This window comes from Acidovorax sp. PRC11, from assembly GCF_031844105.1.
Taxonomy (GTDB): domain Bacteria; phylum Pseudomonadota; class Gammaproteobacteria; order Burkholderiales; family Burkholderiaceae_C; genus Paracidovorax.
The window spans coordinates 189,823-211,358 of record NZ_JAUZUQ010000008.1 but is presented as its reverse complement, the minus strand read 5'-3'; the positions used below and the strand labels follow the sequence as shown (position 1 = coordinate 211,358).

Below are 21,536 nucleotides of genomic sequence, written 5' to 3'. Positions count from 1 at the left end.
CGTGACCGCGCAAGCCGGCCGGTGCCGCCGGCTCAGGCGTGCTGGCCGCCGCGCTTGACGAAGAACAGCCCGGCGCCCACCGCCATGAGCAGGCCGCCGAAGACGCGGTTCTGGTTGCGCACGGCGCGCGGGCTGCGCAGCAGGCGCCGCAGCGCGCTGGCGCCGGCCGCATACCCGTGCATCACCGTCAGGTCCACGGCCACCGTCGTCGCGGCCATGGCGAGCAGCTGCGTCCAGAGCGGGCGCGCCTCCGTCAGGAACTGCGGCAGCACGGCCACCATGAAGATGATGCCCTTGGGATTGGTGGCGTTGGTGAGGAAGCCCGTCGCGCAGCGCCTGCGCCAGGAACCCGCGGGCACGCCCTCGCCACCGTCCAGCAGGGACGCGGCGCCGCCCGCGCGCCACTGCGTGAAGCCGAGGTAGATCAGGTAGCACGCGCCCAGCACCTTCACGGCGCCGAAGGCGGTTTCGGAGGCCAGCAGCAGCGACCCCACGCCCGCGCCGGCGATCACCAGCACGAGCAGCAGGCCGAGCTGCAGTCCCAGGATGGTGGCGCCGGTGCGGCGCACGCCGTAGGCGAGGCCGTGGCTCATGGAGAGCACCGCGCCCGAGCCGGGCGAGAGGGCGATGAGGCAGGATGCCGCCAGAAAGGCGAGCCAGGTGTGGAATTCCATGGGAAGGACGCGCTGCAGAAAGAGGGGGACGCCGGCTTCGCGGCCGGTGCGGCAGCACGGGATGTTAACGTTGCACAATGTCCCGGCGCGCCGCCCGTGCCGCAACGCGACCGCTGCCGCGGTCCGTCCGCACGCCCTCCTGCGCCGCGCGCCGTCCATCCCTCCCGAACCGATCGCTGCCGACACCGCGTCCATGGCCCACGCACCCACCTGGCTCACTTACGGATTCCTCTACCTCAGCGCCGCCGTCCTGGCGGTGCCCATCGCACGCGCGCTCGGGCTGGGCGCGATCATCGGCTACCTCGCGGCCGGCATCGCCATCGGGCCGTGGGGCCTGGGCCTCGTGAGCAATGTGCAGGACATCCTGCACTTCGCGGAATTCGGGGTGGTGCTGATGCTGTTCCTGGTCGGGCTGGAACTGCAGCCGAGCCGCCTCTGGAGCCTGCGGCGGCCGATCTTCGGGCTCGGCAGCGCGCAGGTGCTGGGATGCGCGGCCCTGCTCTGGGCCGTGGCCTGGGCCTGCGGGCTGCCCTGGCGCATCGCGCTGGTCGGCGCGCTCGGGCTGGCGCTGTCGTCCACGGCGATCGCGCTGCAGGTGCTGGCCGAGCGCAACCTGATGCGCACCGACGGCGGGCAGAAGGCGTTCTCGATCCTGCTCTTCCAGGACGTGGCGGCCATCCCGATCCTGGCGCTGCTGCCGCTGCTGGCGGCCGGCGCGGAAGGCAGCGCGGCGGCGGCCCAGCCGCACACCGCGAGCGGCCTCGCCCTGGAGGCGGCGAAGATCGTCGGCGTGGTGGGCGGCATCGTGCTGGGCGGGCGCCTGCTGCTGCGGCCGCTGCTGCGCTGGATCGCACGCAGCCGCACGCCGGAGATCTTCACGGCCGCGGCGCTGCTGCTGGTGGTGGCCACGGCGATGCTGATGCTGGCGGTGGGCCTGTCGATGGCGCTGGGCGCCTTCCTGGCCGGCGTGCTGCTGGCCGAGAGCGAATATCGCCGCGAACTGGAGACCGACCTGGAGCCCTTCAAGGGCCTGCTGCTGGGCCTGTTCTTCATGGCCGTGGGCATGAGCATCGATTTCGGCGCGCTGATGCGTTCGCCCTGGACCATGCTGGCGCTGCTGTTCGGCTTCCTCGCCATCAAGGGCGCGGTCATCTACACGCTCGCGCGCGCCACGGGCATGGCCTACCAGGAGCGGCCGGTGTTCACGCTGCTGCTCGCGCAGGGCGGCGAGTTCGCCTTCGTGGTGTTCCAGACGGCCGCCGGAGCGGGCGCCATTCCGGCCGAGACGTCCTCGCTGCTCATCGGCGCGGTGGCGCTGTCGATGCTGCTGAGCCCGCTGCTGCTCACCGCGCTCGACCGCGTGCTGCTGCGGCGCCATGCGCGCCTGGGCACCGAGCCGCCGCCGGACGTGGAGGAGATCTCCGAGCCGCAGGAGGCGCCGGTGATCATCGCGGGCTTCGGCCGCTACGGGCAGATCGTGGCGCGCATGATGCTGGCGCAGGGCGTGCCGGCCACGGTGCTCGATCACAGCGTCGAGATGCTCGAGGTGGCGCACACCTTCGGCTACCGCGTGTTCTACGGCGACGCCACGCGGCTCGACCTGCTGCGCATCGCCGGCGCGGCGCAGGCCCGCGTGCTGGTGGTGGCGGTGGACGACACCGAGCAGTCGCTCAAGATCGTGAAGACCGCGCGCAAGCATTTCCCGCAGCTGCAGATCGTGGCCCGCGCGCGCGACGTGACGCACTGGAACGCGCTGCGCGACCTGGGCGTGGAGCGGGTGGAACGCGAAGTGTTCGAATCGAGCCTGAAGACCGCGCGCACCGTGCTGGAGGTGATCGGCATGCCGGCTGCCGAGGCCGAGGCGCTCGCGAACCGGTTCCGCCACCACAACATCGCGCTGGCCGACCGGATGTACCCGCACCACAAGGACCGTGCCAAGATGATCGCCGTGGCCAAGCAGGGCCGCCAGCAACTGGTGGAACAGATGGCCAAGGAGCGGCAGGAAATCGCCGCTGCGGCCGAGCCCGCGGCGCCACCGGCGGAAGGCGCCGGCCTGCCGCCGGGCAGCCGCTGACCGTTCCCTCTCCGCTCCGCCCCGGCCCGCACGGGCCGCCATACCTACCCGCGGTCCCGCACCGCAGCCCCTTGAGGCGCATTTTCCGAAAGGATTCACGACTTCATGCGACGTTTCGAACTGATCGAGGGAAACTCCAGCAAATTCTGGGAAGTGGAGCAGGCAGGCTCCGATTTGAACGTCCGGTGGGGCCGCATCGGCACCGCCGGCCAGAGCCAGACCAAGCCGTTCGCGGATGCCGCCAAGGCCACGGCGGCGATGGCCAGGCTGGTCACCGAAAAGACCGGCAAGGGCTACGCGGAAGTGGGCGTGGCGCCGGGGGCGGCGATCGGCGCCACGCCGGTGCCTGCGAAGCCGGCCTCCGCGAAGGCGCCCGCCCCGGCTTCCGTGCCGGCCCCGCCTCCGTCCGAAGGCCTGGATGCGCAGTGCGAGCGCGCAGTGGCGGCCACCTGGGCGCAGATCGCCGAAGGCACCTTGAAGGTGGACGACGTGCTGTCTGCGGCCGTGATCAAGCGCCAGCACGGGGTGAGCGACCAGGGCGCGGCCATGGCGTTCGAGCAGTTGAAATCCGACGGCCTGCTGGACGGCTGGGGCTCTCCGGCACGGGTATCGAAAGAGGCACATGGCCTCGCGCGGGCGCTGATCGCCGAGGCCGCGGACCGCGCGGCGCAGGAGGAATCCGCCCCGGCGCGGCTGTCCACTGCCCTGGCGGCAGAGGGCGGTGGCGAGGCGCAGGTGCCGCCCTGGCGGGCCGGAGGCGACCCGGTGCGGCTGTCGCCGCAGATGCTTCGCGAAGCCTATGCCTCGCGCCGGTTCCCGCAGCCGCGGCCGATCCTGCCTCTGGCGGAGGCCTGGCAGCGGGCGCGCACCGCGCTGGACATGCAGCTGGACCTGCCAGGCAGCGACGCCGCGCTGCGCGAGGCGCTGCAGCGCACCATCGATCGCTTGGGCCAGGCCGATGCATCGGCCGACGCGGAGGCCGACACGGTGCTGCTGGCGCTGGCGCTCTCCATGTCCGGCTACCAGGGCGAGAACGCCGGCGGCGCCGCGATCGCGGACTACCTCGTCGCGCAGTACGGGCTGCCGGGCGCAGTGGACATCCTGATCGCAGCGCAGCGGACCGAGGCCACGAGCGTCTACGACCGGAAAGCGGACAAGCATCGGCTGCAACTCTCGGGCACCGTGACCCGCCCCATGAGCAACGGCTGGCGCGGCCCGCTGGGCCAGGGCGAGGAATCCTTCCGCACCTATCTCGCGGCCGCGCCGCAGGCCGAATGGGAGGACTGCGCGGCCCGGATCGAGGCCGCCCTGCCCTCGCTGCACCCCAGCCGCCAGCCGGTGCTGGCGCTGCTGCTGCCGGACCGGCCCGCTCTGTCGGATGCGCTCGCGCACCGGCTCGGTGCCGAGAAAGATGCGCCCGAAACCCTGCACTGGCTGCTGCTCACCGCCGCGGATTCCGCAGCGCTCGCCATCGCCGCCAAAACGCGGGTGGGCTATTCCCAAGGCTTCTGGGGCAACACGCGCATGGTGGCCACCGCCGTGCGCGAGCGCGGCTGCGGCGCGGTGGCGGTGCTGGAGCGCGGTGCCGGCAACGAAGCCGCGGGCGAGGCGCTCGCCGCCATCGGCACGCCCGAGGCCGTGTCGGCGCTGGCCCGGGTCGCGAGCGAATCCAAGAGCGAACTCGCCCGGCTCTCGCTGGCGGTGGACCGCTGGCCGCTCGCGGGCATCGCCGCGCTGTCGCGGCTGGTGGCGGCCGACGGCAAGGAAGCCGGCCTGCTCACGCCGATGCTCTCGCGCCTGCTGCGTGCGCACGGCGACAGCCTGCCGCTGCTGCGGCCCTGGCTGGACACCGCCGCACAGGCCGCCATCGACCGGCGGCTGGCACTGCTCGCGGGCCCTGCCGAGGTGGCGGCGCCGGACGAACTGCCCGACGTGCTCGCCCGCCCGCCGTGGCTCGCCAAGACCGTCCGCAAGACGGCCGCGGTGCTGTCGCTGGAGCCGTTGCCGCTGGCGCCCGTGGAACAGTGGGCGCCCGGCGAACGCGAGGAAGCCCGCCGCCTGAACTCGTGGCAGATGACACGCTACGCCCGGGCCGCCCAGGACGTGGCCGAATTGCTGGACCTGCTGGGCTTCGGCCAACGCAAGCGGCAGCAGCGACCCGCGCCCCTGCGCGGGGACGCGGAGCGGGCCATCCGCGAGGGGGACGTGAAAACGCTCATCGCGGCCTGGCGCTCCACGGTGGCCGAACGCCAGCATGAGCGCTACTACTGGTACAGCTTCGATGCCACCGCGGCGGCGCAGTTGCCGCCCGAGATGGCCGTGCCGTTCTGGAATGCCGTGGCCGGCGAGACGGAAGGCGGGGACATCGGGTACGCGATCGCCACGCTGGGCCTGCCCGCGCTGCCGGCACTGGCCGCGATGGTGCGCCAGAAGCCGACCGAGAACCTGTCCTGGGCGATGCACTACGGCGCGGTGGAGATCGCCGCCACGGCCGCGCGCGCCTTTGCGAAGCTCAAGACCGCACGGGCCGCGGGCCGCGCATGGCTGCTCCAATACCCCGAACATGCGGCCTGCGCGCTCATCGCGCCGGCATTGGGCAAGGCCGGCGAGGCGCGCGACTGCGCGGGTGCGGCACTGCGCCTGCTGTATTCCCAGGGCCATGAGACGCTGCTGCTCGACGTGGCAGCGCGCTATGGCGACGATACCGTGGTGCAGGCGCTGCGCGCGGTGCTCGACGAAAGCCCGCTCGACCGCTTCCCCACCAAGCGCGCGAAGCTGCCGGAATTCTGGCAACCGCGCGGCTGGCGGCGGCCGGTGCTGCGGGGCGGCGCGGGCCAGGGCAAGGCCCTGCCGGACGACGCGCTGGACGCGCTCGGGCAGATGCTCACCTTCCCCACCAGCGAAGAGGTGTATGCCGGCATCGCGCTGGTGCGCGAGGCCTGCACGCCCGATTCGCTGGCCGACTTCGCCTGGGATGCGTTCAGCGCCTGGCTGGAGGCGGGCGGCCCCTCGAAGGAAGGCTGGGCGCTGACCGCCCTCGGGCTGCTCGGCACCGACGACACGGCCCGCCGGCTCACTCCGTTCATCCGTGCATGGCCGGGCGAATCCGCGCATGCGCGCGCCGTGACCGGGCTGGACGTGCTCGCGCAGATCGGCACCGATGTCGCACTGATGCTGCTCAACGGCATCGCCCAGAAGGTCAAGTTCAAGGGCCTGCAGGACAAGGCGCGGGAGAAGATCGCCGAGATCGCCGAGGCGCGCGGACTCAGCCCGAGGAGCTGGAGGACCGCCTCGCGCCCGACCTGGGCCTGGACGCGCAGGGCACGCTGCGGCTGGATTTCGGGCCCCGCGCCTTCAAGGTGGGCTTCGACGAAACCCTCAAACCCTACGTGCGCGAGATCGCGGCGGACGGCAGCGACGGCGCACGCCTGCCGGACCTGCCCAAGCCGAAGAAGACCGACGATGCGGCGCTCTCGCAGGAAGCGGTGGAGCGCTTCAAGCTGCTCAAGAAGGATGCGCGCACCATCGCCAGCCAGCAACTGCTGCGGCTGGAGGTGGCCATGTGCACGCGCCGCCGCTGGACGCCGGAGGTGTTCCGCACCTTCCTGGCCGGCCACCCGCTGGTGCGCCACATCGTGCAGCGCCTGGTCTGGGGCGTGTACGCGGTGGAGGACGGCGGCAGCCACGGCGGCCTGCTGTCGGCCTGCTTCCGCGTGGCAGAGGACGGCAGCGCCACCACCGCCGAGGACGATCCGTTCGACATTCCCGAGGGGGCGCAGGTGCGCATCGGCGTGCCGCATGCGCTGGAGATCACGCCCGAGGATGCGGCCGCCTTCGGGCAGATCTTCGCCGACTACGAACTGCTGCAGCCCTTCCCGCAGATCGGCCGCGACACCTATACGCTGACCGAGGCCGAGCAGGCGGGCACCAAGCTCTCTCGCTGGGTGAAGGCCAAGGTGCCGACGGGCCGCGTGCTGGGCCTGGTGAACAAGGGCTGGCGCCGCGGCCAGGCGCAGGACGCCGGCTGCATCTGGTACTTCACGAAGCCGCTGGGCGCCGACCGCGTGATCGAGCTGCACCTGGACCCGGGGATCATCGTCGGCATGGTGGATGAATACCCCGAACAGGAGCTGGGCGAGGTGCAGGTCGGCAAGCCGTCGGCCTGGGGCGACATGCAGAACCCCGAGGCGATCGGGCGGCTGGACGCCATCTCCGCGAGCGAACTGATCCGCGACATGGAGGGACTGCGCGCCTGATGGGCGCCGTGCGCAGCCGCTCCCCCACTTCTCCGACCCCCGATTCCATATGGCCACTTCCCGCAAACCGGCACCCTCCGGCGATGCCGCAGCCGGCGCTCCGCTGCAGCGCCCGCCCGCAGAGATCCTCCACGCCGCCGAACTGGAGCGCCTGCGCGCCCAGGACACCGACCCGCGCCCGCCCGGCTGGTCGATGGGCCTGCGGGCCGCGCGCAGCTTCATCCTCGGCGACGCGGCGCTGGGCATCGCGCCCAAGATCGTCGCGCCCGTGGCGGGCATCGAACGCATGCTGGTGACGCTGGCCACCGGCCGCGGCCTGATGCTGGTGGGCGAGCCCGGCACGGCCAAGTCGCTGCTGTCGGAACTGCTCGCCACGGCGATCTCGGGCATCTCCACGCTGACCATCCAGGGCGGCGCCTCGATCACCGAAGACCAGATCAAGTACGGCTGGAACTATGCGCTGCTGATCAACGAAGGGCCCAGCCCGCGTGCGCTCGTACCCGCACCGCTCTACCAGGGCATGCAGCAGGGGCGCATCGTGCGCTTCGAGGAGATCACGCGCGCGCCGCTGGAAGTGCAGGACTGCCTGCTGGGCATGCTCTCCGACCGCGTGATGGCGGTGCCGGAGCTCGCGGGCGAGCACGCCATGCTCTATGCGCGCGAGGGCTTCAACATCATCGCCACGGCCAACACGCGCGACCGCGGCGTGAACGAGATGAGCGCGGCGCTCAAGCGCCGTTTCGACTTCGAGACCGTATTCCCCATCCTCGACTTCGACCGCGAGCTGTCGCTGGTGCAGGACGCCAGCGCGCGGCTGCTGGCGCAGAGCGGCATCCCGCATGCCGTGCCGCAGCCGGTGGTGGAGCTGCTGGTGTCCACCTTCCGCGACCTGCGCGGCGCACCGGCCGACGGCCATGGCGGCGCGCCCGCGGATGCGGCCATGGACCGCCTCTCGGCGGTCATGTCCACGGCGGAGGCCGTGAACGTCGCCCACGCCGTGGGCGTGCGCGCGTGGTTCCTGGAGCAGCGCGAGGGCTCGCCCGCCGATCTGGTGGACTGCATCGCCGGGACGGTGGTCAAGGACAACGCCGACGACCGCGCCAAGCTGCGCCGCTACTTCGAGCAGAAGGCGGCCCAGCGCACGGGCGCGCACTGGCGCGCGTACTACGAAGCGCGCCACCGGCTGCCGTGAGGGAGGGCACGGTGCCGGGCGGCGATCCCGTCATCCTCGGCGTGCGCCACCACAGCCCCGCCTGCGCGCGGCTGGTGGCCGAGCGCATCCGCGCGCTGCGGCCGGCCTTCGTGCTGATCGAGGGGCCGGCGGATTTCAACGGCCGGCTCGATGAGCTGGCCCTCCCCCACCGGCTGCCGGTGGCGATCTACAGCTACCTGTCGCACGGCGACACCCATCGCGGATCGTGGACACCGTTCGCCGAGCACTCGCCCGAGTGGCAGGCGCTGCAGGTGGGCCGCGAGACCGGGGCGCGGCTGCGCTTCATCGACCTGCCCGCATGGCATCCGGCCTTCGCCCATCTGGAGAACCGCTATGCCGACGCAGCGGATGCCGGGCACCAGGCCCGCGCCGAGGCCTACGAGCGCGCGCTGGCGGAAAAGCTCGCGGTGCAGGGCCGGGACGCGCTCTGGGACCATCTCTTCGAGGACGGCGGAGCGGCGGTGGCGGATTCGCATGCGGGCACGGGTGCGGAGACGGAAGGCACTGGAGACTCCCTGGCCCTGCGCCTGTCCACGTATTTCAGCCACATGCGCGGCGACGGCGAAGCCGGCTCGCTCGGCAACCAGGCGCGCGAACGCATGATGGCGCGGTGGATCGCCTGGGCGATGGCGCAGGCGGCGGGGCCGGTGGTGGTCGTCTGCGGCGGCTACCACGCCCCCGCGCTCGCGCGGCTCTGGCGCGGGCTGCCGCCGGACGAACCCGCGGTGCCGCTGCCCGGTGCCCACGATGCCGATGCCGATGCCGATGCGGACGGCGGCGGCACGTCACCGCACGCCGCGGCGGCCGACGCGCCGCTGCGCTTCGGCTCCTACCTCGTGCCCTACACCTTCCGCCGGCTCGACGCCTTCGCGGGCTATGCCTCGGGCATGCCCTCGCCGCAGTACTACCAGTGGCTTTGGGAGCACGGCCCCGGGGGCGCCGCGCGAGAGGCGCTGCGGCACGTGGTACAGCGGCTGCGCGACCGCCGGCTGCCCGCCTCCACCGCCGACCTGATGGCCGTGCACGCGCGGGCGATGGGCCTCGCGCGGCTGCGCGGCCACCGGAACCCGCTGCGCTCGGACTGGCTCGACGCGCTCGCGGGTGCGCTCGTCAAGGATGCGCTGGACGCTCCCCTGCCCTGGACCTACCGCGGGCCGCTGCGCGCCGGCACCGACCCGGTGCTGGTGCAGGCGATGGACGTGCTGGCCGGCGACGCCGCGGGCCGCCTCGCACCCGGCACGCCGCAGCCGCCGCTGGTGGCGGCACTGCACGCGGAACTGGCGGCGCATGGCCTCGCGCTGCGCGGCACCGTCCGGCTCGATCTGCTGCAGGACGGCGACCGTGCCCGCAGCCGCATCCTGCACCGGCTGGCCCTGCTGCGGCTGCCGGGCGTGGTGCGCACCGCCGGCCCGGCGCAGGCGATGTCCGGGGAGCGCACGGAAACCTGGGCCCTGAGCGAGCCGCTGGAGCAGCAGGCCGCCCTGATCGAAGCCGGTGCCTGGGGCGCGACGCTGGCCGACGCGGCCCGCGCGCGGCTGGAGGACGACCTTCGGCAGGCCCGGGGCCGCATCGCCCCGCTGGCGGAGGGCCTGCAGCGCGCGGCCTGGGCGGGCCTGGCGGCCCTGAGCACGGGGCTCCTGCGGGACATCGGCGCGGCCATCGCGCAGGAGCCGCGCTTCGAAGCCCTGGCGCCCGCCCTGGGCGTGCTGCACACGCTGCTGCGGCACGGACAGATGCTCGGCATGGCCGATGCGCCCGTGCTGCGCGTGGTGGTGGAGGCGGGCTTCGACCGCGCGCTGTGGCTGCTGGAAGCTCCCGCAGCCGTCGCTCCGGCCGACGTGGGAGACCACCTGAACGGCCACCGGGCCCTGCACCGGATCGTGGCGGACACGCTGGCGGACCTGCACGACGGCGCCCCGGCGCCGCTCTCGCTGGAACCCGCACGCGCCCTGGCCGTGTGGCGGCGCAAGGCGGCCGATCCGCAGGCCGCGCCGATCAGCCGGGGGGCGGCGCTCGGCGCGGTCCTGGCGCTCGCGGGGCGTGCCGCTGCAGTCCCAGGCGTGGGCGACGCTGGCGCGAGCGATGGCAGTGGCGATGCCGACGGCGGCGCGCATCCCGGCAATGGCGTCCATGACGCCATGGACCTGCTCGGCGCCATGACCGCAGCCACCCTGGGCGACGCGCTCGCCGGTCTGCTGGCGCTCGCTCGCGAGGTGCTGGCCACCGAACCGGCGTTCGCCGCCGCCATGGACCGCCGCGTGCGCGCGTTGGACGACAACGACTTCGTGCAGGCGCTGCCCGCCCTGCGCGCGGCCTTCGCCTGGCTGCCGCCACGCGAGCGCGGTGATCTGGCCGGACAGGTGCTCGCATTGCACGGCGCGCAGCACCTGTCGCGCCGCGCGCTCACCGCCGCGCAGGCAGGCGGCTTCGCCGCCGAAGACATCGCACGCGCCCGTGCCGCCGAAGCGGCCGCGGCCGCGCGGCTGGCGGCGTGGGGCATCCACGCCGGTACCGGAGCCTCCGCATGACCCTCTCGATCCCCGATCCCCTGCAACGCTGGCGCCTGCTGCTCGGCGAGCCGGCCGAGCCGTCCTGCGGTGCGCTCGGCGAGGCGGCGCAGGCGGCCGACGCAGCCCTCGAATGGCTCTACGGCCGCGATGGCGACCGGGCCGAACGCGGCGAGCGCAGCGCCGGCCTGGGCCCCTCGGCGCTGAGCACGCCGGACTGGATCAACGCCATCCACACGCTCTTTCCCAAGGAAGTGATCGAACGCCTGGAGCGCGATGCGGTGGAGCGCTACGGCATCGACGAGGTCGTCACGAACCTCGACGTGCTGGAACGCATCGAGCCGTCGGAATCGCTGCTGCGCGCGGTGCTGCACACCAAGCACCTGATGAACCCCGACGTGCTCGCCGCCGCGCGCCGGCTGGTCGCCGAGGTCGTGCGTCGCATCATGGAAAAGCTCGCGACCGAGGTGCGGCAGGCCTTCGGCGGCAGCCGCGACCGGCGCCGGCGCTCGCGCCTGAAGGTGGCGCGCAACTTCGACTTCCAGCGGACGCTCGCGGCCAACCTGCGCCGCTGGGACCCGGCACGCGGCAGGCTCTACCTGGAGCGGCCCGTGTTCGTGAGCCGCACGCGCCGGCATGCCGAGCCGTGGGACATCATCCTGCTCATCGACCAGAGCGGCTCGATGGTCGACTCCGTCATCCACAGCGCGGTGATGGCCGCCTGCCTGTGGCAGTTGCCGGGCATGCGCACGCGGCTGGTGGCCTTCGACACGCAGGTGGTGGACCTCACGGCCGATGTGTCCGACCCGGTGGAGCTGCTCATGAAGGTGCAGCTGGGCGGCGGCACCGACATCGCCAAGGCCGTCGGTTACGCGCAGTCGCTGGTGGCCAGCCCGGCGCGCACGATCGTCGTGCTGGTGAGCGATTTCTACGAAGGCGGCGACCCGGGCGAGCTGGTGCGCCGCGTGAAGGCCCTGACCGGTGCGGGCGCCAGGGTGCTGGGCCTGGCCGCGCTCGATGCGCAGGCCGAACCCGCCTACGACCGGGAGATGGCCGCGCGGCTCGTGCGCGAGGGCGCGCAGGTGGGCGCGATGACGCCGGGGCAGCTCGCAGCCTGGCTGGCCGAGAAGGTGCAGGCATGACTGGCGCGGCGGACCGGGCCGATCTGCTCGAACTCACGCCCGAGGCGCTCACCGCCCTGGCCAACGCGGGCTTCGTGAAGCGCGCGCAGAAGGACGTGGCCGCGGGCCTGCTGCCCCGGCTGGCGACGCAAGCCGACGGCACGGTGGTGGCGGAGTTCGCCGACGGCGCATGCACGCGCCTGCCGCCCGGCCGCACGCTGCGCGATGCCACCTGCACCTGCGCGGCCAGCGGCATGTGCCGGCACCGCGTGATGCTGGTGCTGGCCTACCAGCAGCAGGCCCGTGCCGCAGAGGCCGCAGCCGGAGCCACCGCCACCGCCACCGCTGAAGCAGAAGCCGGCGATGCCGATGCCGATGCCGATGGCGAGGCCGGCGCCGCGGTCGCCGCGTCGGTGGCTCCGGTGGCTGCCGCCGCCGTAGGCCCCTGGAGCCCCGCCCATTTCGACGATGCGACGGTGGCGGCCAGCGTCACGCCCACGGTGATGGAGCAGGCCGCGCGCCTGGCGGCATCGCGGCCGGTGGTGGCGGTGCAGCCCTGGCACGGCCCTTCAGTGCCGCCCGCGGCGCGGTTGCCGATGTGCACCGTGCGCTTTTTCTCGCGCAGCTCGCTGGCACACGCACGCTGCGATTGCCGGCAGGGCAGCGGCTGCGCCCACGTCGTGGTCGCCGTGTGGGCCTTCCGGGCGGCGGGCGAACTGGCGGCGGGGAGCGACGACACCATGGTGGAGGTGCTGCCGCGCGGCCAGGCCTCGCCGGCGGCCCCGAAAGCCGATGGCACCGCGGCGGAAGCGGAGACGGGCACGGGCACGGGGACCGGGAAGGGACCGGCGGCCACGGAGCCGGCGGCGCCCCCTGGCCGGCTGCGCTCCGCAGAGGCGGCGCCGCTGCGCGAGGCCCTGGACGGCCTGCTGCTGGCGCTGTGGCTCGAAGGCACCTCGCAGCCCCCGATGGCGCTGGAGGCCCGTTTCGCGGCGGTGCGCGTGCGGGCGCAGGCGCTGGGCTGGCGCTGGGTGGACGACGGCCTGGCCGAGCTGTGGCGGCTGCTGCAGTCGCAACAGGCGCGCAGCAGCCGCGACGATCCCACGCACACGCTGCAGGTGGCGGCAGAACTGTGGGCCCGGCCCCGCGCCGCGGTGCATGCCGAAGAGGCCGCCGACCTGCCCCTGGATGCGGCCCGACCGCCGCTGCATGCGAGCCAGATCCTGGGCATCGGCGTACAGGGCGAAGTGGCGCTGGACCACCTCAAGCTCGTGTCGCTGGGGGCGGCGCTGTGGGCCGACGACACGTCAGAAGGCGCCAGCGTGCTGTTCGCCGATCCGGACACGCAGACCGTGACGGTGCTGGAGCGCCACTGGCCGCGCGGCGAAGGCGGGCCCGCGCAGGCGCTTTCAGCGCGCCGGGTGGCGGGGTTCCCGCTGCGGCAGATCGCGGCGGGCCAAGTCATCACCAAGACCGCGACGCGCCGCGCCAATGGCGCCATCGATATCGGCTCCGGCGCGCGCCAGACCGGCGTGATGCCGCTGTCGCCCACCGCGTGGGACGAGCTGGGCGCTCCCCTGCGCCAGAGCAGCGTGGAATCGCTGGTGGACCGGCTGCGCACCGCTTTGCCGGATTTCGTGCGCCCGCGTCTTGCGGCCACGGGCGCCGCCGGGGGGGCGGGCGGATCGCTGCACGTGCTGGCCGGCGGCGGCATGCAGGTGGAGGACTGCGAATGGGACGCGGCCGCGCAGGTGCTGCATGCGCGCATCGTGCAAGCGGCGCCCGCCGGGGGTGACGGATGCGGCGCCTCGGCGGCCGCGCTGCACCTGGCCCTGCCGCACCGTGCGGCGGCCCCCGGCGCTGTGGATGCGCTGGCGCGTGCGCTCGCCGGGGAGTGGGGCGCCCTGCGCGCCGTCGCGGGCCCGGTGTCATTGCGCCACGGCGAGGCGGTGATGCAACCGCTCGCCCTGCTGACCGACCAGCGCGCCGTGGTGCCGCAGACCGAGGCGCCCGCCGCGCAGCCGCTGCCTTTGCGCACGGCTGCGCAGACGCGGGGCGCGCTGCAGGCCCTCATCGGCGCAACGCGCGAATGGCTGGCCCACGCCCTGCGCCGCGGGCTGCGCCACCAGCCGGGCGGGATGGACGCGTGGGCGCATGCGCAGGCGCGGAAGCTGCGGCAGGCGGGCCTGGAGCGCAGCGCGGCTCTGGTCGATGGCCTGCCGGCGCAATGGCGTTCGCCCGACCGCGGGCCCCTGCTGGATGCGGTCTCCACGCTGGCGCTGCTGCTGCAGGAACAGGGCCGCTGACGCCCCTGCGCCTGTGGGCGCCGAAGCCACGGATTTCCATGGTCCAGCCCGCCGGCTGCGGAAAACCGTGCTCGACCGTCTTTACATAAATTTAAATACGAATTATTCTCAAAAGAATTCATAGCTCCGATGCTTCGCTGGACCCCGGGATGCTTCCCGCGCCGGTGCGGCATCCTCTTTTCTGCCGTTCCATGATCCACCTCCGTCCCGGCGCAGCGTTTCCGCGCGCCGCTGGCATGGCTTTGCCAGGCCTTGCCGCCCGTTCCTCTTCTTCCGCATTCCGCCTGGGCCGCTGCGCCCTCCCCCCGCTGGCACTGTGCCTGTCGCAGGCCGCGTTCGCCCAGGCCGGCGCCGCCGCGGACGGCACCGCGCAGTCCCCCGCGCAACTGCAGGAAGTGCGCATCAACGCCAGCACCGAGAAGGACGTGGGCTTCGCTCCGACCGAAGCCCAGACGGCCGGCAAGATGCCGATGCGCCGGCTGGAGACGCCGCAGTCGGTCGGCGTGGTGACGCGCGAGCAGATGGAGTCACGCCAGATCACCAACCTGCAGCAGGCGCTGCAGACCGTGGCGGGCGTGAGCCCCGTGAACTTCGGGCGCCGCGGCGTCGACGACCTCAACATCCGGGGCTTCCGCTCCACCGAATCCGTGCTGATCGACGGGCTGGTGCAGAGCGCCGGCATGTGGACGCGCCTGAACCCCTACGGCTACGAGCGCTTCGAGGTGCTCAAGGGCGCGGCATCGGTGCTCTACGGCCAGGTGCAGCCCGGCGGCATCGTCAACGCGGTGAGCAAGCGGCCGAAGCGCGAGGCGCTCACCGAGGTGGGCGTGGAGGTGGGCAGCTTCGGCCAGCGCACCCTGCAGGCGGACCTGAACCGGCCGCTGAACGAATCCGGCAAGGCCGCCTTCCGCATCAACGCGCAGGTCGCCAACAGCGACGACCCGACCGATTTCATCTACCGCCGCGACCGCTGGATCGCACCCTCCCTGTCGCTGGACCTGGGGCCGCAGACCGACCTGGTGGTCTTCGCCACCTACAACCAGAGCCAGTGGATGCGCCAGCAGGGCGTCACGCCCTACGGCACGGTGCTGCCCAACCGCAACGGCCCGGTGCGGCGCACGCTCTACACGGGCGACCCCGGCTTCGGCGGCTACGACATCGAGACCAAGTCGCTGGGCTATGCGCTGGAGCACCGGTTCTCGCCCGCACTCACGCTGCGCCAGAACGTGCGCTACGAAACCGAGGGCGGCACCGGCAACCTGGTCGCCAATTCCACGCTGCAATCGAACCAGCGCCTGCAGAACCGCACCGCCACGCGCCAGTACATGGACGACGACATGCTGGCCACCGACACCTCGGTGCTGGCGAAGTTCGCAGCCCTCGGCGTGCAGCACCAGCTGGTGGCCGGGCTGGACGCGCGCACCGGCAAGAACTGGCTGGGCCGCCGCACCTGCACCATCGCGCCGATGGACCTGTTCAACCCGGTGTACGGCGTGGCGGCGCGCTGCCCCGCGGGGCTGACGATCGACGCGCCGGAGCGGCTCACCGTGGCCGGCCTCTATGCGCAGGACCAGATCAAGCTCACGCCGCAGTGGACCGTCCTGGCCGGCCTGCGCCGCGACTGGTCCACCAACACCATCGACGACCGCATCGCCCGGCAGAAGACACGGCAGAAGGACTCCGCCACCACGCTGTCCGCCGGCGTGGTGTACGAGTTCGTGCCCGGCTGGGCCGCCTATGCCAGCTACGGCGAATCGTTCCTGCCCGTGCCGGGCACCAGCTTCTCGGGCGCGCCGTTCGTTCCCGAAACCGGCAAGCAGTGGGAAACCGGCCTGAAGTACGAAGCCCCCGACCGCAGCGTCACCGGCTCGCTGGCCCTCTTCGACCTGAAGCGCAGCAACGTCACCACCGCCGACCCGGTGAACGCCACCTTCCAGGTGCAGACCGGCGCGCAGCGTGCGCGCGGGCTGGAGCTGGAAGTGGGCGCCGAGCTGCAGCGCCACTGGAAGCTCACCGGCGCCTACACCTACACCGACTCGGAGGTCACGCGCGACAGCAACGCGGCCATCGTCGGCAAGCCGCTCAACCTGACGCCCCGCAGCACATTCGCGCTATGGGCCACCTACCAGCTGCCGCAAATGCCGCAGCTCACGCTGGGCGCGGGCGCCCGCCACGTGACCCGGCAGGTCGGCTCCTATCCGTTCTCCCTGCCCGCCTACACGGTGGTGGACCTGTCCGTCGGCTACACCGGGCCCAACTACCGCATCACGGCCGGCGTGAAGAACGTGTTCGACCGGGCGTACTACGACGGCGCGATCAACGCCAACGTGGTCTCGCCCTCGCTGCCGCGCAACTTCAGCGTGGGCCTGACGTACTTCTTCTGACGCCGACCGCCCCCGCCCTGCGCGGCAACCTCCCGCCGCGCGGCCAGCCCGCATGCCCATGACCAGCCAGCGCACGCTGCAACGCCTGCTCACGCTCCATTCGTGGGCGGGCATCGTCACGGGCCTGCTGCTGTTCGTCGTGTGCTTCTCGGGCGCGGTGGTGGTGTTCAAGAACGAGATCGACCTCTGGGCCAATCCGTCGCTTGTGCAGTTGCCGCGCGCGGCGCAGCCGGCACCGCTCGACACGGTGCTCTCGCACCTGCGGACCCGCTACCCGGAGGCCACGGTCGAGACGATCCAACTGCCTGACGCAGACCGCCCGGCGTACTTCGCGTTTCTGCGCACGCCCGGCGCGCCGGGCGCCCAGCGCACCAAGGTGGCACTGCGCGCCGACACCGGCGCGGTGGTGGGCCCGGTGGACAGCCAGCTGGGCCAGACCCTGCGCATGCTGCACGTATTCCTGTTCTTCGGGCCGCGCTGGATCGTCGGCTTCCTCGGTGTGGCGATGCTGGTGCTGATCGCGACCGGCATCGTCATCCACCGCAAGATCCTCGCGGAGCTGTTCACCCAGCGCTGGGGCCGCAGCCTGCGCGTGGTGACGTCGGACCTGCACAAGTCCGCGGGCATCTGGGGCCTGGGCTTCCATATCCTGATCGCGGGCACGGGTGCCTGGCTGGGGGTGGCGCCGCTGTTCGAGCAGGGCTGGCGCTACCTCGCCACCGGCCCTGCCCCGGCACGCGCGGCCATGGCGCCGGCGCCGGTCCGCGCGGCCCTGTTTCCAGCAGCGCCGACAGCGCCGTCGCTGGACGCGCTGCATGCCGCCGCCCGGCAGGCGCTGCCGGGCTTCGAGGCCACCACGCTGTCGCTGCGGCAATGGGGCACACCGGAGGGACAGGTCCGCTTCACCGGCGACCTGCAGGGCCACCTGGCCAGCACCGCGCACGTGGATTTCGAGGGGGCCGGTGGCCGCATCCGGCAGGTGCACGATCCGCGCACCGCGGGGTTCTGGTCGATGGTGAACGCGCTCATGGAGCCGCTGCACTTCGGCGATTTCGGCGGGCTGCCGCTGAAATGCCTCTACTTCCTGCTGGGCCTCACGCCCGCGTTCCTGTCGATCACGGGCACGCTGATCTGGCTGGACGGCCGGCGCCAGCGCGCATCCACCCTGTCCTCTCCATGATGCTGCGGTTCTACCTCGCCCTGCATGCCACCGTGCCTGCCATCCTGGCGGCGGCGCTGCTGCTGCACCTGCTGCCGCCCGCGGGCCTGGAGCCGCTCGCGCACCGGCCGCCCTGGGCGGACTGGTCGCTGGTCGGCGGGTGGCTGCTGGCCTCGGCGCTGCTGGCCGCACTGGTGCGCGGCGCGGCCCGGCTGTGGCGCACGGCGCTCGCGGCGGCGGGGCTGCTGCTCGCGATCGCGGGGGCCACGGGCTGGGCGCTCGGTGCACCGATGGGCCCCGCGGTGTTCGCCGGCCTGCTCGCGCTGGGCCTGAGCTGCGCGGGTGTGGCGATGGCCATCGGGCCCGGGCGGGTGCAGGCCGCGCGGCCCGTGCGGGCCACGGCGCACGCCCGATCCGCGAACCACCCGCACCCGGGGGCACGCTCGCGGCGGCGCCGCCTGCGCGCCGTGGCGACCCACTGGCCCTTCTGGCTGGCGGGGGCGCTCGCGCTGGAGTGCTTCCGCGTCGCCCATCTGGCGGCGGCAGGCCCCGCGCGGCCCGCAGGCATGCTGGGGCTTCTGCTGGCCTGCCTCGTCGCAGTGCCGGCAGCCACCGTGCGCGCCTGGCTGCCGCGCACCGGCGCGGCACTGTGGATGCTGGCGGCGCTGTGCTACGCCGGCCTCGCGGCGCGGGCCGGGCTGGCGCACTGGTGGCTGGCCGCGGCACTGTGCGCACTGGCTGCCGTGCATGCGCTGTGCGCCGCAGGGCAACGCCGCCAGCCCGACGGCCACGCGCCGGAGAATGCCGGATGAACGCATGGCTGGCCGGTTGCGCCGTCCTCGCTGCGCTGGCAGGGCTGCGGGCCTGGGCGCATGCCGTGCCCACGCGCGCCTGGGGCGACGGGGCCGCGAACGCCGCGGCACGGCGCCGTGCCATGGCGGCCGTGGTGCTCACGCTGGCACTGCAGGGCGCGGCCAGTGGAGCGACGCTCGGGCCCGCCGGCGCTACGGCCTTCGTACCGGCATCGTGGATGGTGATGGGCTGGGGCTTCACACTGGCCATGAACCAGTGGCCGCACGGCAGCCGGCGCTGGGCAGGCCGGCTCGGCATGGCGGGGATTGCGGGCTGCATCCTGGGTGTCGCCGCAAAAGTGCTGCAGGTCTGAGCGCACGCGCGCCGTGCCGCCATTCCCGCGGATTCCGCGCCATGGCACACTCTGCCACCCGCGGGACCGGCCCGGCGGGAACGCCCTGGAGAGGCCCTGATGACGCCAGCCCCAAAGTATTCGGCGACCCTGCGCACGCTGCACTGGGTGATGTTCCTGCTCGTCGCGCTCGCATACGCCACGATCAATCTGCGCCAGGCGTTCGAGCGCGGCAGCGACGCACGGCTGCTGATGGTCGAATCGCACTTTCTGCTCGGCATGCTGGTGCTGCTGCTTGTGGTGCCGCGGCTCGTCGCACGCTGGCGGTCTCCGCATCCGCCGATGGAGCCGCCGCTGTCGGCGCACCTGCGCATTGGCGCGCACCTGGGGCATGCGCTGCTCTACGCGTTTCTCGTCGTGCAGCCGCTGCTGGGCATGGCCTGCCGCCTCGTGGGTGGCCGCGGCATCGGCCTGCCGTTCACGTCCGCCGCCATCCCCTGGCCTGCCGCCTGGGTCGACAAGGAACTGGCCGGCAGCCTGGAAGCCGCGCACGAATGGCTCGGCACCGCCTTCTACTGGGTGATCGGCCTGCACGTCGCCGCCGCGCTCTGGCACGCCTTGGTGCGCCGCGACAACGCGCTCCGGCGGATGGTCTGATCCGCCCTGCCGGCCTCACTCGTCCTCGCCGCTCTCCAACATCTTGCGCAGCAGGAAATCCAGCGCCAGCCGTTCCGCGGGGTTGAGCTTGCCGTAGGTGCTCTGGGTGATGCTGCGCGCGAACGGCTGCATCGTGCGCACGAGGTCGCGGCCTTCGTCCGTCAGCTCGATCACCACCTTGCGGCGGTCCACGCGGTCATGGTCCACGCTGATCAGGCCGCGCTGCTTCAGCCGGTCGACCACGCCGCGGATCGTGGCCTGGTCGATCACGGTGGCCTTCACCACCTCGGCCAGCGAACTGCTGCCCTGGTCGTGCAGCGAGCACAGCACCACGAACTGGGCGGCCGTCAGCTGCGAGTCGGGGATGTACTGCTGGAACAGCGCAGTGTGCCGCTGGTACACGCGGCGCAGCAGATGCCCCACCTGTTCGGAGAACACATACCCCTCGTCGGCACCCTCGGTCGCGGTCTTGTCGTGCATGCCGGGATTGTAGGGAGCGCTGCGGCGTGGCCCGGATCAGTCGAGCGCGCGGTTGCGCGACTCCACGTCCACCGCCCAGATCGACAGCGCGCCACCCACCAGCATGGCGGACAGCACGGCCAGGGCCAGCGTGAAATGCGTCGCCATGATCGGAGCGATGATGGCCGGGGCGAACAGGCCGCCGAAGCGCGCGACGGCGCCCGCCATGCCCATGCCGCTGGCGCGCAGGTCGGTGGGATAGACCTCGGGGGTGAAGGCGTAGAGCGCGCCCCAGGTGCCCAGCAGCGAGAAGCTCATGAGGAGGGTCGAGCCGATCACCACGACCGGCGACGAGCCGAGGCTGTAGAGCATGCAGCCCACGGCGCTCAGCAGCAGGAAGCCGATCAGCGTGGGCTTGCGGCCCCAGCGTTCCACGCCGTAGGCCGAGAGCGCGAAGCCGGGCAGCTGCACCAGGGCCAGCACCACCAGGAAGACCTGGCCGCGCATGAAGGCGAAGCCCTCGCTGCTCAGCTTGACGGGCAGGTAGACGAAGACGCCGTAGTAGGCGATGGAGATCAGCGCCCAGGCCAGGAACAGCGCCAGGCTGCGGCGGCGCAGTTCGGCCGAGAACAGCGAGAACAGCGACTTGCGCTCCTGCTTTTCGGGTTGCAGCGGCGGGATGGGCGCGGTGTTGCCGTTGACCTTGGCCACGCGCTCCAGCACCTGGCGCGCCTGGTCGGACTTGCCGTTGCGGTTCAGGAACATCGGCGACTCGGGGATGTAGAACCGCAGCACCACGCCGATCAGCGCCGGAATGCCGGTCACGAAGAAGATCACGCGCCAGGCGTCGTTGTCCCAGGAGACGGCCACCAGCGCCAGGATGGCCAGGAAGATGGTGCCCACGGCCCAGAACGATTCCAGCAGCACCAGCCAGCGGCCGCGGCGGTCGCTGGGCAGGAACTCGGCCATCATGGTGTAGTCCACGGGCAGCGTGCCGCCCACGCCGATGCCGGTGATGAAGCGCAGCACCAGCAGCCAGGCGAACTCGGGCGCGAAGGCCGAGGCCACGCCCGCGCAGGCATCGATCACCACAGCCATCATCAGCACCGGGCGGCGCCCGATGCGGTCGGCCAGGCGGCCGAACAAGAAGGCGCCGATCAGCATGCCGATGAAGAAGAAGGTGCCGGTCTGCAGCGCCTCGGGCACCGTCTTGCCGAAGGTCTTGGCGATGGACGGCGCGCTGAAGCCGATGGACAGCACCTGCATGGCGTCGGCCAGCCAGACCAGGCCGAAGATCACGAAGAGCCGGTACTGGAACCGGCCGACACCCGCTGTCTGGATGCCTTTTTCCACCGAAACGAATGAAGATGACATGGGAACTCCTGTGGTCGTCACCGCTAGCTGTTGATGTGCCCCTTCCGCCAGGGCGCGCCGCCGTGCCGGCACGCGCCCTGCTGGAAAACCCCTGGCGCGATCGAGCCCTCCGGCGCCACCCGAAGGGGCCGATCGCAAAAAACCTTCCTCCCGGCCTTTCCCTTTTTGTTCTTCGCGGCACCGCTTGCTGCCGCCGGGCCGTCACCGG

Annotated in this window: 14 protein-coding genes and 1 pseudogene; 12 read left to right on the top strand and 3 right to left on the bottom strand. The window is 72.6% G+C overall.

What is annotated here, in order from left to right; translation table 11 throughout:
• Positions 1-32: 32 nt before the first annotated feature.
• Positions 33-674: a LysE family transporter gene (locus Q9R47_RS11750; protein ID WP_311233372.1), complete on the bottom strand. Its 642-nt coding sequence runs from the start codon at positions 672-674 to the stop codon at positions 33-35.
• A gap of 193 nt (positions 675-867) precedes the next feature.
• Between Q9R47_RS11750 and kefC the strand changes: the two genes are divergently transcribed.
• The 12 genes and pseudogenes from kefC (at position 868) to Q9R47_RS11690 (ending at position 19,495) form a co-directional block, all read left to right on the top strand.
• Positions 868-2,748 carry a glutathione-regulated potassium-efflux system protein KefC gene (gene kefC / locus Q9R47_RS11745; protein ID WP_311233371.1) on the top strand — a complete coding sequence of 627 codons (1,881 nt, stop codon included), beginning with the start codon at positions 868-870 and terminating at the stop codon, positions 2,746-2,748.
• Between the two features lie 105 nt (positions 2,749-2,853).
• Positions 2,854-2,994 (top strand): annotated as a pseudogene (locus Q9R47_RS11740) (WGR domain-containing protein); the annotation flags it as partial.
• A gap of 2,846 nt (positions 2,995-5,840) precedes the next feature.
• Positions 5,841-7,004, top strand: a complete 1,164-nt coding sequence (locus Q9R47_RS11735; protein WP_311233433.1) for a DUF4132 domain-containing protein — start codon at positions 5,841-5,843, stop codon at positions 7,002-7,004.
• 49 nt (positions 7,005-7,053) lie between these two features.
• The gene (locus tag Q9R47_RS11730; RefSeq protein ID WP_311233370.1) at positions 7,054-8,196 is read left to right on the top strand and encodes an AAA family ATPase; all 1,143 of its coding nucleotides are present in this window, start codon (positions 7,054-7,056) and stop codon (positions 8,194-8,196) included.
• On the top strand, positions 8,193-10,745 hold the full coding sequence (locus tag Q9R47_RS11725) for a DUF5682 family protein (RefSeq protein ID WP_311233369.1): 2,553 nt from the start codon (positions 8,193-8,195) through the stop codon (positions 10,743-10,745). The genes Q9R47_RS11730 and Q9R47_RS11725 overlap by 4 nt, the downstream gene beginning before the upstream one ends.
• Positions 10,742-11,866 carry a VWA domain-containing protein gene (locus tag Q9R47_RS11720; RefSeq protein WP_311233368.1) on the top strand — a complete coding sequence of 375 codons (1,125 nt, stop codon included), beginning with the start codon at positions 10,742-10,744 and terminating at the stop codon, positions 11,864-11,866. Before Q9R47_RS11725 ends, Q9R47_RS11720 begins: the two co-directional genes overlap by 4 nt.
• Positions 11,863-14,151 (top strand): SWIM zinc finger family protein, encoded by a 2,289-nt coding sequence (locus tag Q9R47_RS11715; protein WP_311233367.1) that lies wholly within the window; start codon positions 11,863-11,865, stop codon positions 14,149-14,151. Before Q9R47_RS11720 ends, Q9R47_RS11715 begins: the two co-directional genes overlap by 4 nt.
• A 236-nt stretch (positions 14,152-14,387) precedes the next feature.
• A complete protein-coding gene (locus tag Q9R47_RS11710; RefSeq protein WP_311233366.1) occupies positions 14,388-16,535 on the top strand; it encodes a TonB-dependent siderophore receptor in 2,148 nt (715 codons plus the stop codon).
• A 52-nt stretch (positions 16,536-16,587) separates the two neighbouring features.
• Positions 16,588-17,715, top strand: a complete 1,128-nt coding sequence (locus Q9R47_RS11705; RefSeq protein ID WP_404977130.1) for a PepSY-associated TM helix domain-containing protein — start codon at positions 16,588-16,590, stop codon at positions 17,713-17,715.
• Positions 17,712-18,506: a hypothetical protein gene (locus Q9R47_RS11700; protein WP_311233365.1), complete on the top strand. Its 795-nt coding sequence runs from the start codon at positions 17,712-17,714 to the stop codon at positions 18,504-18,506. Before Q9R47_RS11705 ends, Q9R47_RS11700 begins: the two co-directional genes overlap by 4 nt.
• Entirely contained in the window at positions 18,503-18,859 is a 357-nt protein-coding gene (locus Q9R47_RS11695; protein ID WP_311233364.1) for a hypothetical protein, read from the top strand. Before Q9R47_RS11700 ends, Q9R47_RS11695 begins: the two co-directional genes overlap by 4 nt.
• A gap of 99 nt (positions 18,860-18,958) precedes the next feature.
• Positions 18,959-19,495 (top strand): cytochrome b, encoded by a 537-nt coding sequence (locus tag Q9R47_RS11690; protein ID WP_311233363.1) that lies wholly within the window; start codon positions 18,959-18,961, stop codon positions 19,493-19,495.
• A 15-nt stretch (positions 19,496-19,510) separates the two neighbouring features.
• Here the strand turns inward: Q9R47_RS11690 and Q9R47_RS11685 are convergent, their stop codons facing one another.
• Together Q9R47_RS11685 and Q9R47_RS11680 are read right to left on the bottom strand one after the other, a co-directional pair.
• Positions 19,511-19,975: a MarR family transcriptional regulator gene (locus Q9R47_RS11685; RefSeq protein ID WP_311233362.1), complete on the bottom strand. Its 465-nt coding sequence runs from the start codon at positions 19,973-19,975 to the stop codon at positions 19,511-19,513.
• A 36-nt stretch (positions 19,976-20,011) separates the two neighbouring features.
• Positions 20,012-21,328: an MFS transporter gene (locus Q9R47_RS11680; protein WP_311233361.1), complete on the bottom strand. Its 1,317-nt coding sequence runs from the start codon at positions 21,326-21,328 to the stop codon at positions 20,012-20,014.
• Between the last annotated feature and the right edge of the window lie 208 nt (positions 21,329-21,536).

Excerpts from the sequence above, each read along its gene's own strand:
- Q9R47_RS11750 (WP_311233372.1), bottom strand. The coding sequence starts at position 674 with ATGGAATTCCACACCTGGCTCGCCTTTCTGGCGGCATCCTGCCTCATC.
- kefC (WP_311233371.1), top strand. The coding sequence starts at position 868 with ATGGCCCACGCACCCACCTGGCTCACTTACGGATTCCTCTACCTCAGC.
- Q9R47_RS11735 (WP_311233433.1), top strand. The coding sequence starts at position 5,841 with ATGGCCGGGCGAATCCGCGCATGCGCGCGCCGTGACCGGGCTGGACGT.
- Q9R47_RS11730 (WP_311233370.1), top strand. The coding sequence starts at position 7,054 with ATGGCCACTTCCCGCAAACCGGCACCCTCCGGCGATGCCGCAGCCGGC.
- Q9R47_RS11720 (WP_311233368.1), top strand. The coding sequence starts at position 10,742 with ATGACCCTCTCGATCCCCGATCCCCTGCAACGCTGGCGCCTGCTGCTC.
- Q9R47_RS11715 (WP_311233367.1), top strand. The coding sequence starts at position 11,863 with ATGACTGGCGCGGCGGACCGGGCCGATCTGCTCGAACTCACGCCCGAG.
- Q9R47_RS11710 (WP_311233366.1), top strand. The coding sequence starts at position 14,388 with ATGGCTTTGCCAGGCCTTGCCGCCCGTTCCTCTTCTTCCGCATTCCGC.
- Q9R47_RS11705 (WP_404977130.1), top strand. The coding sequence starts at position 16,588 with ATGCCCATGACCAGCCAGCGCACGCTGCAACGCCTGCTCACGCTCCAT.
- Q9R47_RS11700 (WP_311233365.1), top strand. The coding sequence starts at position 17,712 with ATGATGCTGCGGTTCTACCTCGCCCTGCATGCCACCGTGCCTGCCATC.
- Q9R47_RS11695 (WP_311233364.1), top strand. The coding sequence starts at position 18,503 with ATGAACGCATGGCTGGCCGGTTGCGCCGTCCTCGCTGCGCTGGCAGGG.
- Q9R47_RS11690 (WP_311233363.1), top strand. The coding sequence starts at position 18,959 with ATGACGCCAGCCCCAAAGTATTCGGCGACCCTGCGCACGCTGCACTGG.
- Q9R47_RS11685 (WP_311233362.1), bottom strand. The coding sequence starts at position 19,975 with ATGCACGACAAGACCGCGACCGAGGGTGCCGACGAGGGGTATGTGTTC.
- Q9R47_RS11680 (WP_311233361.1), bottom strand. The coding sequence starts at position 21,328 with ATGTCATCTTCATTCGTTTCGGTGGAAAAAGGCATCCAGACAGCGGGT.